This is a genomic window from Vulcaniibacterium tengchongense, assembly GCF_003814555.1.
GTDB lineage: Bacteria > Pseudomonadota > Gammaproteobacteria > Xanthomonadales > Xanthomonadaceae > Vulcaniibacterium > Vulcaniibacterium tengchongense.
Map to the genome: position 1 here is coordinate 879636 of NZ_RKQN01000002.1, position 12125 is coordinate 891760.

Consider the following 12125-nt stretch of genomic DNA (forward strand, 5'->3'; position numbering starts at 1 on the left):
GCCGGCGACGCCGGGCCCGCGCGGGCGGCCGAGCGGCGGCGCGCGCCGGCGCCTGCCCGGCGGCCGGGCCGGATCGGCGCAGGCGCCGCAATCCGGCACTTGAAAAGATGAGAATCGTTCTCAATTATGGGCGGAGGGCCGTTGCGGCCCGGACCGGAGGCCTGCATGACACTCCCGCTGCGCAAGCCGGATGCGCCGCCCGCCGCGTCTGGCGAGCGCGCGGCGCTGCTCGATGCGGCCGAGCGGCTGTTCGTCGCCCATGGCGTGGCGCCGGTCGAACTGGGCGACGTCGCCGCCGCGGCCGGCCTGCCCCTGCGCGCCGCGGCCCGGCACTTCGCGGGCAAGGATGCGCTGCTGGCCGGGTTGCGCGAGCGCTTCGTCGCCGACTTCTGCGCCGGCCAGCGCGCGGCGATGGAGCGCTGCCGGCCCGGCGACTGGACCGGCCGCCTGCGCGCCTGGATCGCATCCGGCTTCCACGGCTACCTGGACCATGCCGCGCTGCACGACGTGGTCTTCCACGATGCCCGCGCCCACGACCGGATCGCGCTGCAGCACAACCCGGTCGTCGACCAGCTCACCGAGCTGCTGCAGGCCGGCGTCGAGGCGCGGGCATGGGTGAGCACCGACCCGCGCATGACCGCGGTGATCTTCTTCAACGCCCTGCATGCGGCGGCCGACCGGGTGATCGCCGCGGGCGAGCCGTACGAACGCGAGCGGCCGTTGCGCACCCTGATCGGCTACTTCGAGCGCTCGGTGCAGTGGTGGCGGCAGGCGTGAGCCGCGTGGCCGCCCACCTCAGCGGGCCGGGGGCGCGGGGTCGTCGGCCTCGCGGCGGTTCTCGGCGACGAGCTCGCCGGCGCGCGGATCGAACGCGATCGCCAGCTCCACCCGGTGCGGGCCCGCCAGCGACGCCGGTTCGCAGCGGTAGCTCCAGCTCGGTGCCGCCTCGAGGATCGAGCGGTCGACCAGGCGGTTGCGGCTGCTGCGCCCGATCGCGCCGTGCTGGTAGCGGCCGGCCTCGTCCAGCACGACCGCCAGCGTGGCCCGTGTCGGCAGCATCGGCGCGTCGCCGCCGGCCCGCACCGGCGCCCGCTGCGGCGAGGGATCCAGGCCGCACACCGGCGGCGCGCGTTCGGCGGCTGCCGCGCACGCCGCGGCCGCGAGCAGGCCGGCGAGCGGCGCCCGCGCCGCGATCCGCGCCGTCACAGCTGCGCCCGCGCCGCTTCGGCGCTGGGCAGATGCACGAAGTTGACCGGCACGCCGTGCGCCTGCAGCACCGCGGCGATCTGCCGCTGCCGCGCCTGGAAGAGCTGGTGCCGGCGTTCGAGCCGCGCGCGGCATTCCGGCGTGTCGCAAGGCGCGTCGGCGGCGTAGCGCGCCTTCCACGCGCGCGGGTCGAACAGGGCGATGCGCGCCTCGCCGCCGGCGTAGTGCACCAGCGGCTCCGGCGGCGCGTCCAGCCAGGCTTCCTTCTCGGGCCGCAGCAACGCGGTTTCCAGCAGTGGCCACAACGGCGCCAGGCCGGCGTGTTCGTACTGCAGCGCGGTCATCGCCGCCAGGTCGTGCACGGTCAGGTAGCGGGCGTGCTCGACGGCCAGGCCGAACGCCTCCTGTGCGCGCAGCGCGGTGGCGGCCCCGGCCATGCCGCGCTCGAGCAGCTCGCGCTCGAACGCGTCGCCGACCCGCATCGCCACCGCGTCGTCGCCGCCGAGCACGAACGGCACCAGCCGCAGCGGTCCGCCGACGTGGTCCGGCGACGGCGCCAGCGCGCCGGGCAGGCGGCCTTCGTGGGCGCCGAACGCGATCACCCGGCCGCCGCTCCAGTCCGCCTGCGCCGGTACGCTCGGGCGCGGCGCCCGCGCCGCGAGCTGGTCGAGTTCGCGGTGCAGCGGCCAGGCCGGGCGCAGCAGCTCGACCGGGTCGTAGTGCGCGCCCACGGTGGCGAGCTCCAGTCGCGCCGCCTCGGGCGCGAAGCCGGCGAGGTCGCGCGCGATCAGCTCGGCCAGCGCGCCGGCCTCGGCCTGCGCGAGCGCGTACCGCGCCACCGGCGCGTCGCCGCGCAGTTCCAGCGCGAGCGCGCCGAGCACGCGCAGGTCGGCGGCGGACGCGGGATCAGGGCGGGCTGAATTCATGGATACGCTGGCGTTTGGTCGCTCGCGGAGGCGGCGCTACACTGCGGCCATTATGCCCGCGCGCCATGCCGGCCCGGGTGATCCGTCCCGCGAGGTGTAGCGATGCGCTCCGTCCGTCCCGTCGCCGTGCTCGGCGGCGTCCGCATTCCGTTCTGCCGCCAGAACACGGCCTATGCGGACGTCGGCAACCTCGGCATGTCGGTGCGGACGCTCGGCGCGCTGGTCGAGAAGTTCGGCCTGCACGGGCAGCAGCTCGGCGAAGTCGCGATGGGCGCGGTGATCAAGCATTCCTCGGACTGGAACCTCGGCCGCGAGGCGGCGCTGTCCTCGGGGCTGTCGCCGCTGACCCCGGGCATCACCCTGCAGCGCGCCTGCGGCACCTCGCTGGACTCGATCATCACCGTCGCCAACAAGATCGCCGCCGGGCAGATCGAGGCCGGCATCGGCGGCGGCTCGGACACCACGTCGGACGTGCCGATCGTGTACGGGCAGAAACTGCGCCGGCGCCTGCTCGCCGCGGCCGCGGCCAAGACCCCCCGCGACAAGCTCGCGGCGTTCCGCGGCTTCCACCTGCGCGAGCTCAAGCCCGAGTTCCCCGGCGTGGCCGAGCCGCGCACCGGCAAGTCGATGGGCGAGCACTGCGAAGACATGGCCAAGCAGTGGAACATCTCGCGCGACTCGCAGGACGAATGGGCGCTGTCCTCGCACAAGAAGCTGGCCGCCGCCTACGAACGCGGCTTCTTCGACGACCTGGTGGTCAGCTTCCGCGGGGTCTCGCGCGACAACATCCTGCGCCCGGACACCACGCTGGAGAAGCTGGCCTCGCTCAAGCCCGCGTTCGACCGGACCAGCGGCCGCGGCACGCTCACCGCCGGCAACTCGACGCCGCTCACCGACGGCGCCGCGGCCTGCCTGCTCGCGTCGGAGGATTGGGCCGCCCGGCACGGCCACGAGGTGCTGTGCTACCTGCGCGACGCGCACGTCGCCGCAGTCGACTTCGTCCACGGCGAGGGCCTGCTGATGGCGCCGACCGTGGCGGTGCCGGAGATGCTCCGCCGCAACAGCCTGACCCTGCAGGACTTCGACTTCTACGAGATCCACGAGGCCTTCGCCGCGCAGGTGCTGTGCACGCTGCGCGCCTGGGAGAGCGAGGACTACTGCAGGAACCGCCTCGGCCTGGACGCGCCGCTGGGGCGGATCGACCCGGCCAGGATCAACCCCAACGGCTCCTCGCTGGCCACCGGCCACCCGTTCGCCGCCACCGGCGCGCGCATCGTCGCGACCGCGGCGAAGGAACTGAAGCAGCGCGGCGGCGGCCGCTGCCTGGTCTCGATCTGCACCGCCGGCGGGATGGGCGTGGTGGCCATCCTGGAGCGTTGATTCCGGGAAGACGAGCTGGCCCGCCGCGCGCGAGGAGGGCCGCGTGCCGCACGTGCCGCCGCCCGCGCGCGAGCTGCCCGGGCGGATGCAGGCGCTGTGCGATTTCGCCAACGCGACTCACGAGGACGGCTTCCTGGATCCGGTGATCCGCGCGATCGCGATCCGCTTCCAGATCGGCTACGACCATCCGTTCTACGACGGCAACGGGCGCACTGCGCGCGCGTTGTTCTACGGGTCGATGCTGCGCTCCGGTTACTGGAGGGTCGAGTTCCTGTCGATCTCCAGCATCCTCAAGCACGCCAAGGCGCAATACCTGCGCGCCTGCCTGTACACCGAGACCGACGACGCCGACCTGGGGTACTTCGTCAACCACCAGCTCGACGTGATCGTCAAGGCCATCGACGGGCTGCATGCCTATCTGGCGCGCAAGGCGGACGAGCGCCGCCGCGCGGAAGCCCTGCTGCGCCCGACTTCGGCCAAGGGGCTGCAACTGAATCATCGCCAGCGCGCGCTGTTGCTCGATGCGGTGCGCCATCCCGGCAAGTTCTACCGGATCGAGACGCACCGGCAGTTGCACGGCATCACCTACCAGACGGCGCGCACCGACCTGCTCGGGCTGGTGGAGAAGGGCTTGCTGCGGCAGCACAAGCAAGGCAAGGCCTACGTCTTCGACGCGGCCGGGGACCTGCCGGAAAAGCTGGAAATCTGGCGGCCGGCCTTCCGCTCAGCCGCGCAGCCGCGGCACGCCGTGCTCGTCGCGCTCCTCGACTACCGCCTCGTCGTAGATCTTCTGCCGCAGGTCGCGGCCGGGCAGTTCCGCGGCCGCTTCGCCGCGCGCGGCGCGCAGGGCGTTGGCGTAGCACAGGCGCGCGCGCGCTTCGTCGCCGGCCTGGGCGAAGCCGTGGCCGAGCTCTTCCCAGGCGTCGGCGTTCGCGCCTTGGGCGAGGGCGCGATGCAGGTAGGCTTCGGCCTGCGGCCATTGGCCCTGCGCGCGCGCCAGCCGCGCCAGCGCGACCAGCAACGCGGGGCTGGCCGGATGCGCCTGCAGCCAGCGCTCGGCGTTCTGCCGGCGCGCGTCGAGGCGGCCGATCGGCAGGCGGCCGTAGAGCTCGGCCAGCGGTTCGTGCCACCGCGCGTCCAGCGCCTGTTCGATGCTGCGCGCCGCGGCTTCGTCCCAGCGCAGCGCGGCGGCGCGTTCGGCGTAGGCGGCGACCGCGTCCGGGTCGTTGCGCAGCGGCTTGGGCAGCGCTTCCCAGCGGTCGGCGAGGACGTTGGCGTCCTCCGCCTGGCGCAACGCGGCCGCGGCCCATTCGGCCTCGAGCCGGGCCAGCGCCTCGGCCGGCAACGCCTCCTGTTGGCGCAGCGCACCGAGCAGGCCGTAGGCCTCGCCGGCGCGGCCGAGCGCCGCCAGCGCCTGCGCGCGCAGCGCCAGGCCGCGCGGCGGCAGCGGCTGCGCAGCCGGGTCGTCGAGCGCGGCCAGCGCCTCGGCCGCGCGGCCGCGCAGCAGCGCGAGGTCGGCCGCGGCGACCGCACGCGCGGGCGCGGCGTCGACGCCGGCGAGCTGGCGCTGCGCCGCGTCGAAGTCGCCGCGCGCGGCGGCCGCCCGCGCCGCGCCGATGCGCGCGGCCGCGGCCGCGTCGCGCCGCTCGGCGGCCTGCGCCAGCAGCTTCCCGGCACGGGTCCAGCGGCCTTCGTGCAGGGCCTCGAAACCGCCGATCAGGCGCGCCCGCGCCTGCTGCTCGCGGCGCCGGCGCAGTGCGGCGAACGGCAGGCCGGCCAATTTCGCCAGCAGCCACAGCAGCGCGAACGCGGCGATCAGCAGCGCGATCGCCTTCGGCACGTTGGTGCTGTAGTCGTTGCCGCCGTAGCGCACCAGCACGTAGCCCGGATCCTGCACCAGCAGTTGCGCGACCAGCGCGCCGGCCAGCGCGAGCACGATCCAGAACAGCAGTTGGCGGAACACGTTCATCGCGACCTCCCTGTGTCGGCTCAGTCGGCGCGCAGCTGGCGCAGTTGCTGCAGTGTGCTGCCCAGTGTCGGAATCGACGGTGAAAGCGGCCGCGCGGCGATCGCGCGCAGCCGCGCCTGCTGCCCGCGCAGGGCCGGCGACGGCGGCGACAGCCGCGCCAGCCAGGCCTCGGCGCGGGCGAGCGCCGCGCGGTAGCCGGCGACGTCGCGGCGCTCGGCGGCGGCGCGCGCCAGGGTGATCTCGAGCTGCAAGCCGGCGAGCGCGGCGATGCGGTCCGCCGGCTGCACGGCGACCGCGCGGTCGCTCGGCCGCACCTCGACCAGGCTGCCGAACGCGCGTCGCCACCACGGCGCCTGCGGATCGGCCGCGGCCGGCGCGGGCGGCGCCGCGCCGAGCGTCGCCGCGAACGCGTCCAGCTGCGCCAGCGCCTGCGCGCGCGGGTCGGCGCCGAGCGCGTCCAGCGCCGCGCGCTCCTGCTGCAAGGTCTGGCGCAGGCTCAGGTAGGCCGGGTCGGCGATCGCCTCGAGCACGCCCGAGGCCAGCGCGTAGGCGCGGCGCGCGCCGTCCAGGTCGCCGGCGATCAGCAGGCGCTGCTGGCCCAGGCTCAGCAACAGCTCGGCTTCGTCCAGGCGCAGCGCCTGGTCGCCGCGGCGGTCGGGGTCGGCGAGCTTGGACACGGTGTCCTCGAGCAGGCTGGCGCGCTGGCCGATGCCGAGCAGTTCGTCGCGCAGCACGCGGTTAGTCGTGTCGGCCTGTTGCAGGCGCTGCTGTTGCGCGCGCTGGTCGCGGCGCAGCGCGTCCAGGCGCGATTCGGCGGCCTCGACCCGCAGCGCCAGATCGGCCGCGGCCGCGCGCGTGCGCGCGTCCCACGCACGCCACTGCCACAGGCCGAGCCCGGCCGCGGCCAGCGCCAACAGCGATCCGGCGAGCCAGGGCCAACGGCGGGGGCGGGGAGCGGACGAAGGAAGCGGTGTCGACACGGGCGCGCAGGCTGGGGGAACCGCGCCATGCTACCGGATGCGACGGCGGTCACGCCGCGTCCGCGAGCGCCGCGGCGGCGGCGTCGACCAGGTCGCGTGGCCGCGGCCCGCGCGCGACCCGCACCTCGGCGAAGCCGTGCGCGCGCGCCAGCGCGGCCAGGCGCTCGCTCGCGGCGGCCACGCGCGCGCGCAGCAACTGCGCGCGCGCCGGCGGCGGCAGGACGTCGAGGATGCGCTGCAGGGCTTCGCCGCTGGACAGCGCCAGCACCGCCGGCGCGGCGAGCGCGCGCAACCGGGCCACGTCGCGCGCGGCCGGCGCGACCGGCTCGCGCTCGTACACGTCGGCGCGCAGCAGTTCCGCGCCGCGCGCGTGCAGCGCCGGCGCGAGCATGCCGCGGCCGCCCGGCGCGGTGACGAAGCCGACGCGCGCGCCGCGCAGGTCGGCGAGCTCCGGCAGCGCGAGCAGCCCTTCGCTGTCCATCCGCGCCGGCGAAAGCACGCCGTCGACACCGGCGCGGCGCAGCGCCGCGGCGGTGCCGGCGCCCACCGCGAGCCAGCGCTGTCCGCGCCGCGCCCGCAACGGCTGCAGCGCGCGCGCGGCGCGCACCGCCGCGGGGCTGGTGAACAGCACCGCGTGCGCGCGCAGGGCATCGCGCAGGGCGGCGCGGGTCGCGTCGTCCTCGCGCGCGCGCAGCCGCCACGGCGACAAGGCGATCAGCCCCGCGCCGCGGCGCGCGGCGGCGCGGCGCAGCGGCGCGTGTTCGCCGCGCGGACGCAGCGAGATCACGTACCATGCGGGCGGCGTGCGTGCGGACATGCCGCCAGCATAGCCGCGCCGCGCCCCGTTCCCGACATCCCGTCCGCATGGATCCTTCGTCCGAACCGGCGCTGCGGCGCCTGCACGATCACTACCTGTCGATGCCGCCGGTCGCGTCGATGCAGCTGCAGATCGCCGGCTACGACGGCGACCGCCTGCGCCTGCGCGCGCCGCTGGCGGCGCACGTCAACGACAAGGGCTGCGCGTTCGGCGGCAGCCTGGCCTCGCTGATGACGCTGGCCGGCTGGGGCCTGGTGTCGCTGCACGTGGAAGCGGCGGCGCTGGACGCGGAGGTCTACGTGGCCGACAGCCAGATCCGCTACCTGGCGCCGCTGTTCGCCGACCTGGAGGTCGAGGCGGCGCTGGCGCCGGAATGGAACTGGCCGGACTTCGCCGCCACGCTGCGCGAGCGCGGCCGCGCCCGCGTCGGCCTGGTCGCGCGGGCGCGCCTGCCCGACGGCGGCGTCGCCACCGAGATGACCGGCCGCTACGTCGCCATCGCCAGGCGCTGAGCGACCCGTGCCTGCGCGGCGCGCGAAGCGGTACGATGCCGCGGTCTTCCCGCCGGACCTTCCGCATGCGCCTGCCGCTGATCGCCGCCGCCCTGCTCGGCCTGCTGCTCGTCGCCGGCCCCGCCGCGGCCAGCCGCAAGAGCGACGCGCTGGAGCGCAACCAGTACGCGTGGTCCGGGGCGATCCGCTGGGGCGACTTCGAGGGCGCGCTGAACCTGATCGACCCCGCGTACCGCCAGGCGCACCCGGTCACCGAATTGGAACTGGAGCGCTACCGCCAGGTGCAGATCACCGCCTACCGCGACCGCGGCGCTAGCGCCGACATGAAGGCCGGCGAGGCCGTGCGCGAGATCGAGATCGGCGTGGTCAACCGCCACACCCAGGCCGAGCGCACCGTGCGCTACCGCGAGCAATGGCGCTGGGACCCCGAAGCCAGGACCTGGTGGCTGACCAGCGGCCTGCCCGACCTGTGGGACGGCCGCTGACCGGTTTTGCGCCGCCGCGGGGGCTGGGCGACAATCGCGGCCCCGCTTCGCCCCCGTGATGCCGTGAACTTCCAAGAACTGCTGGCCTTCGCCGAGCGCCACCCCTATCTGTCCCTGGCGCTGGCCGGCCTGACCTTGGCCATCGTCTACACCGAGATCGCGCGCCTGTTCCGCGGCTATAAGGCGCTGCGCCCGGCCGAGCTCACCGTGCTGATCAACCGCGAGAACGCGCTGGTGGTCGATCTGTCGGCGAGCGCCGACTTCGAGAAGGGCCACATCGCCGGCAGCAAGTCCGTGCAGCCCAGCCAGTTCGATCCGGAGAACAAGCTGCTGGCGCCGGCCAGGCAGCTGCCGGTGGTGGTGGTGTGCCGCAACGGCCAGGCGTCCGCGGACGCGGCCAAGCGCCTGAAGAAGGCCGGCTTCGAAAAGGTCTACTGGCTCGACGGCGGCATCCTGGCCTGGCAGCAGGCCGACCTGCCGCTGGTCAAGGGCCGCGCCTGAGCGCCCTTGATCGCGCCGCGCACGCCCCAACGCTGATCGGCGGGGACGCGCGGAAGGGGAGGCTTGCCGCGGCCGCGCCGCCTCGCGCAATCTGAATGGCCGGCCGCGCCGAAGCCGCGTGCCATAATCGCCCACTTACCGCTTTGTCACTGGAGTCGCACGAGATGTCCGAGGAAACCGCCAACGGCGCCGCCGCGCCCGCCGAAACCGCCGGCCCGGCGTTCACCGTCGAAAAGATCTACGTCAAGGACGTCTCGTTCGAGGTTCCGGGCGCGCCGGCCGTGTTCAACGAGCAGGCCCAGCCGCAGCTGCAGATGAACCTCAACCAGAGCGTGCAGCGGCTCAACGAGAACGTGTTCGAGGTGGTCCTCGGCATCACCCTGACCTGCAGCATCGGCGACAAGTCGGTGTACCTGGCCGAGGTGAAGCAGGCCGGCGTGTTCGGCCTGGCCGGCTTCGACGTGCAGACGCTCGACGCGATGCTCGGCACGCATTGCCCGAACATCCTGTATCCGTACGCGCGCCAGCTGATCAGCGACCTGATCTCGGCCGGCGGCTTCCCGCCGTTCTTCCTGCAGCCGATCAACTTCGAGGCCCTGTACGCCGAAGGCCTGCGCCAGCGCGCCGCGCAGCAGCAGAACCAGGGCGGGCTGGCCGACGCCGAGACCGCCGGCAACGCCTGACGGCGCCGCACCATGGACGCGAAAGCGCCCTCGACCGTCGCCGTGCTCGGCGCGGGGTCCTGGGGCACCGCCCTGGCCGCGCTGATCGCCCGGCACGGCCACGACGCCGTGCTGTGGGGCCGCGACCGCGACACCATCGCGGCGATCCGGGCGCGGGGCGAGAACCCGCGCTACCTGCCCGGCATCGCCCTGCCGGAGCGCGTGCGCGCGACCGAGGACCTGGCCGGCGCCCTGCGCGGCGCGGACCTGGTGCTGGTGGTCGTGCCCTCGCACGCGTTCGCCGAGACCCTGCGCACGCTCGCGCCGCTGCGTCCGGCGCACGCCGGCGTGGCCTGGGCGACCAAGGGCTTCGAGCCGGGCAGCGGCCGCTTCCTGCACGAGGTCGCCGAGGAGGTGCTCGGCGACGGCGTGCCGCTGGCGGTGGTGACCGGCCCGTCGTTCGCCAAGGAAGTGGCGCAGGGGCTGCCGACCGCGCTGACCGTGCATGGCCGCGACCCGGCGTTCGCCCAGCTCGTCGCCGACGCGCTGCACGGTCCGGCGTTCCGCGCCTACACCGGCAACGACCTGCTCGGCGCCGAGCTCGGCGGGGCGATGAAGAACGTGCTGGCGGTCGCCACCGGCGTCGCCGACGGCATGCAGCTCGGCCTCAACGCCCGCGCCGGCCTGATCACCCGCGGCCTCAACGAGATGCTGCGGCTGAACCACGCGATCGGCGGCAAGGCCGAGACGCTGATGGGCCTGGCCGGGCTCGGCGACCTGGTGCTGACCTGCACCGGCGACCTCTCGCGCAACCGTCGGCTCGGCCTCGCGCTCGGCCGCGGCCAGTCGATCGCCGACGCGGTCCGCGAAATCGGCCAGGTGGTCGAATCGGTGCAGACCGCCGACGAGGTGATGCGGCAGGCCGAACGCCACGGCATCGAGCTGCCGATCTCCAGCGCGGTGCGCGCGGTGCTGCACGGCGAGATCACGCCCGCCGACGGCCTGCGCCAGCTGCTCGCGCGCGAGCAGAAGCCCGAGTACCCGGCCGGGCTGTTCGACCGCTGACGCGCGGCCCGGGCGCGGCGCCCGGGCCCGGTCGCGGCCGTGTGTCGCGCACGCCGCGCAAGGAAAAAGCCCGGCCGAAGCCGGGCTTTCCCGTCGCGCGGCGCGGCCGCGATCAGAAGCTGGCGCGCACCCCGGCGAAGTACTGGGTGACGTCTTCCACCACCTCCACCTCGCCGACCAGGCCCCAGGTGCGGTTGAACTTGAACTGCCCGCCGAGGGTGCCGACGAAGTCGCCCTCGAAGTCGCCGCCGTCGAGGTAACCCAGCTTGACCCAGCCCTCGGCGCGCGCGTTGCCGCCACGCAGGCCGACCGCGAGGCGGCCGCCCTTGGCGTCGTCGCTGCCCGAGCCGAAGCCGGGCAGGCGGGCCTCGAGTTCCAGGCGCTGGTAGGCCAGCTCGGCGATGAAGTCCAGGCGCTCGCCCATCTCCTGGCGATAGCCGACGCCGAACTCGGCGCGGCTCAGGTCGACGTCGAGCTTGTACTCGTCGAGCAGCCGGTAGTCCTCGGAGACCTTGGCGTAGCTGCCGAACAGGTTGAACGAGGGCGAGATCGCGACCGAACCGCGGATGTAGCCGCCGTCGCCTTCCGGATTGTCGAGATCGCGTTCGTCGTAGTGGATCTTGGCGTAGCCGCCTTCGACGTAGGTGTAGCTCACGCCTTCGGCCGCGGACGCGGCGAAGGGCGCCGCCGCGAGCGCCGCGGCCAGCAGAATGGATCGCTTCATGGGTCCCCCCATCCTTGTAGTAGTGATGAATGTCCAGCCGCTGCGCGAGCGGCGGCACAAGATAACGGAATTTTCACAAGGCCGCAACGGCCGCGCGCCGGCCAAAAAAGAAGCCCGGCCGGAGCCGGGCTTCGATCGCGACGTTCGGGGGAGAGAGAGAGGTCGCGAAAACGGTGACGCGAGTTTCGACCGCGGGCGGTCGTGGAAGTTCCGCCGTCAGAAGCTGGCGCGCGGACCGACGAAGTACTGGGTGTCGCCGTCGGCGAACTTGACCTCGCCGCTGATGCCCCAGGTCGGGTTGAACTTCACCAGCGCGCCGACGCGGCCGTAGAAGTCGCCGTCGATGCCGTGGTCGTAGTCCTCGTAGCCGGCCAGCGCGTAGCCCTCGAAGTTCGGCGAGAACGCGCCGCGCACGCCCGCCTCGACGCTCCAGCCGTCGAAGTCGGCGTTGCGGCCGGCGTCGAACTTCTCGTAGGCGACGCGGGTGAGCAGGTCGACGTTCGGGTTCAGCTCGTGGTTGTAGCCCACGCCCAGGCGCCACTGGTCGAAATCGATGCTGGTGTGCTCGATCTCCTGGTTGCTGTAGCTGCCGAACAGGTGGAAGTTCGGCGCGATCGCGCCGGAGCCGCCGATGGTCCAGCCGTCGGCGTCGGCGCCTTCGTCCGGATTGGTGGCGATGTAGCCGCCCTCGACGTAGGTGTAGGACACGCCGTCGGCGGCGGACGCGGCGAACGGCAGCGCCGCGAGCAGGGTCAGGGCAAGCAAGGAACGCTTCATGAATTCGGCCTCTTTTCGTTGTAGTTCGGTCCGCGGCAGGCGCACGGCGCCGCCACGGCAGGCGCAGTATCCGCGCATAACTTCAATTTAACCTGAATTCTGAACCGAAAAGTTCAGGAAC

Annotated in this window: 14 protein-coding genes and 1 pseudogene; 8 read left to right on the forward strand and 7 right to left on the reverse strand. The window is 74.0% G+C overall.

Features of this window, described 5'->3' with window-relative positions; all coding sequences use genetic code 11:
- The first annotated feature begins 165 nt into the window (after window positions 1-165).
- Window positions 166-777: a TetR/AcrR family transcriptional regulator gene (locus EDC50_RS10285; RefSeq protein WP_158635756.1), complete on the forward strand. Its 612-nt coding sequence runs from the start codon at window positions 166-168 to the stop codon at window positions 775-777.
- Between the two features lie 18 nt (window positions 778-795).
- Here the strand turns inward: EDC50_RS10285 and EDC50_RS16255 are convergent, their stop codons facing one another.
- Both EDC50_RS16255 and EDC50_RS10295 read right to left on the reverse strand, forming a co-directional pair.
- Entirely contained in the window at window positions 796-1059 is a 264-nt protein-coding gene (locus EDC50_RS16255; RefSeq protein WP_147674861.1) for a hypothetical protein, read from the reverse strand.
- A 143-nt stretch (window positions 1060-1202) separates the two neighbouring features.
- Window positions 1203-2132, reverse strand: a complete 930-nt coding sequence (locus EDC50_RS10295) for a hypothetical protein (protein ID WP_123770368.1) — start codon at window positions 2130-2132, stop codon at window positions 1203-1205.
- A 102-nt stretch (window positions 2133-2234) separates the two neighbouring features.
- Between EDC50_RS10295 and EDC50_RS10300 the strand changes: the two genes are divergently transcribed.
- Both EDC50_RS10300 and EDC50_RS16790 read left to right on the forward strand, forming a co-directional pair.
- Complete coding sequence (locus EDC50_RS10300; protein WP_123770369.1) at window positions 2235-3512, forward strand: acetyl-CoA C-acetyltransferase; 1278 nt, start codon at window positions 2235-2237, stop codon at window positions 3510-3512.
- A gap of 40 nt (window positions 3513-3552) precedes the next feature.
- A pseudogene (locus EDC50_RS16790) lies at window positions 3553-3729 on the forward strand (Fic family protein); the annotation flags it as partial.
- A gap of 507 nt (window positions 3730-4236) precedes the next feature.
- Here EDC50_RS16790 and EDC50_RS10310 read toward each other — a convergent pair.
- The 3 genes from EDC50_RS10310 to EDC50_RS10320 are packed head-to-tail and all read right to left on the reverse strand — an operon-like array spanning window position 4237 to window position 7278.
- Window positions 4237-5481, reverse strand: a complete 1245-nt coding sequence (locus tag EDC50_RS10310) for a heme biosynthesis protein HemY (RefSeq protein ID WP_123770370.1) — start codon at window positions 5479-5481, stop codon at window positions 4237-4239.
- 20 nt (window positions 5482-5501) lie between these two features.
- A complete protein-coding gene (locus EDC50_RS10315) occupies window positions 5502-6461 on the reverse strand; it encodes a hypothetical protein (protein WP_242003118.1) in 960 nt (319 codons plus the stop codon).
- 49 nt (window positions 6462-6510) lie between these two features.
- The gene (locus tag EDC50_RS10320) at window positions 6511-7278 is read right to left on the reverse strand and encodes a uroporphyrinogen-III synthase (RefSeq protein WP_123770372.1); all 768 of its coding nucleotides are present in this window, start codon (window positions 7276-7278) and stop codon (window positions 6511-6513) included.
- A 47-nt stretch (window positions 7279-7325) separates the two neighbouring features.
- On the opposite strand from EDC50_RS10320, the gene EDC50_RS10325 reads away from it, so the two are divergent.
- The 5 genes from EDC50_RS10325 (at window position 7326) to EDC50_RS10345 (ending at window position 10503) form a co-directional block, all read left to right on the forward strand.
- Window positions 7326-7790, forward strand: coding sequence for a YiiD C-terminal domain-containing protein (locus tag EDC50_RS10325; protein WP_123770373.1), 465 nt, complete (start codon window positions 7326-7328; stop codon window positions 7788-7790).
- A 65-nt stretch (window positions 7791-7855) separates the two neighbouring features.
- Window positions 7856-8275, forward strand: a complete 420-nt coding sequence (locus EDC50_RS10330; RefSeq protein WP_123770374.1) for a hypothetical protein — start codon at window positions 7856-7858, stop codon at window positions 8273-8275.
- A 63-nt stretch (window positions 8276-8338) separates the two neighbouring features.
- A complete protein-coding gene (locus EDC50_RS10335; protein ID WP_123770375.1) occupies window positions 8339-8776 on the forward strand; it encodes a rhodanese-like domain-containing protein in 438 nt (145 codons plus the stop codon).
- 164 nt (window positions 8777-8940) lie between these two features.
- Entirely contained in the window at window positions 8941-9459 is a 519-nt protein-coding gene (secB, locus tag EDC50_RS10340; protein ID WP_123770376.1) for a protein-export chaperone SecB, read from the forward strand.
- Between the two features lie 12 nt (window positions 9460-9471).
- Entirely contained in the window at window positions 9472-10503 is a 1032-nt protein-coding gene (locus tag EDC50_RS10345) for an NAD(P)H-dependent glycerol-3-phosphate dehydrogenase (protein ID WP_123770377.1), read from the forward strand.
- Window positions 10504-10615: 112 nt separating this feature from the next.
- Here EDC50_RS10345 and EDC50_RS10350 read toward each other — a convergent pair whose 3' ends face one another.
- Together EDC50_RS10350 and EDC50_RS10355 are read right to left on the reverse strand one after the other, a co-directional pair.
- Window positions 10616-11227 (reverse strand): outer membrane beta-barrel protein, encoded by a 612-nt coding sequence (locus tag EDC50_RS10350; protein ID WP_158635747.1) that lies wholly within the window; start codon window positions 11225-11227, stop codon window positions 10616-10618.
- Between the two features lie 216 nt (window positions 11228-11443).
- Window positions 11444-12004 (reverse strand): OmpO family porin, encoded by a 561-nt coding sequence (locus tag EDC50_RS10355; protein WP_123770379.1) that lies wholly within the window; start codon window positions 12002-12004, stop codon window positions 11444-11446.
- Between the last annotated feature and the right edge of the window lie 121 nt (window positions 12005-12125).

Excerpts from the sequence above, each read along its gene's own strand:
- EDC50_RS10285 (WP_158635756.1), top strand. The coding sequence starts at position 166 with ATGACACTCCCGCTGCGCAAGCCGGATGCGCCGCCCGCCGCGTCTGGC.
- EDC50_RS10355 (WP_123770379.1), bottom strand. The coding sequence starts at position 12,004 with ATGAAGCGTTCCTTGCTTGCCCTGACCCTGCTCGCGGCGCTGCCGTTC.
- EDC50_RS10300 (WP_123770369.1), top strand. The coding sequence starts at position 2,235 with ATGCGCTCCGTCCGTCCCGTCGCCGTGCTCGGCGGCGTCCGCATTCCG.
- EDC50_RS10350 (WP_158635747.1), bottom strand. The coding sequence starts at position 11,227 with ATGAAGCGATCCATTCTGCTGGCCGCGGCGCTCGCGGCGGCGCCCTTC.
- EDC50_RS10320 (WP_123770372.1), bottom strand. The coding sequence starts at position 7,278 with ATGTCCGCACGCACGCCGCCCGCATGGTACGTGATCTCGCTGCGTCCG.
- EDC50_RS10345 (WP_123770377.1), top strand. The coding sequence starts at position 9,472 with ATGGACGCGAAAGCGCCCTCGACCGTCGCCGTGCTCGGCGCGGGGTCC.
- EDC50_RS10325 (WP_123770373.1), top strand. The coding sequence starts at position 7,326 with ATGGATCCTTCGTCCGAACCGGCGCTGCGGCGCCTGCACGATCACTAC.
- secB (WP_123770376.1), top strand. The coding sequence starts at position 8,941 with ATGTCCGAGGAAACCGCCAACGGCGCCGCCGCGCCCGCCGAAACCGCC.
- EDC50_RS16255 (WP_147674861.1), bottom strand. The coding sequence starts at position 1,059 with ATGCTGCCGACACGGGCCACGCTGGCGGTCGTGCTGGACGAGGCCGGC.
- EDC50_RS10310 (WP_123770370.1), bottom strand. The coding sequence starts at position 5,481 with ATGAACGTGTTCCGCCAACTGCTGTTCTGGATCGTGCTCGCGCTGGCC.
- EDC50_RS10330 (WP_123770374.1), top strand. The coding sequence starts at position 7,856 with ATGCGCCTGCCGCTGATCGCCGCCGCCCTGCTCGGCCTGCTGCTCGTC.
- EDC50_RS10295 (WP_123770368.1), bottom strand. The coding sequence starts at position 2,132 with ATGAATTCAGCCCGCCCTGATCCCGCGTCCGCCGCCGACCTGCGCGTG.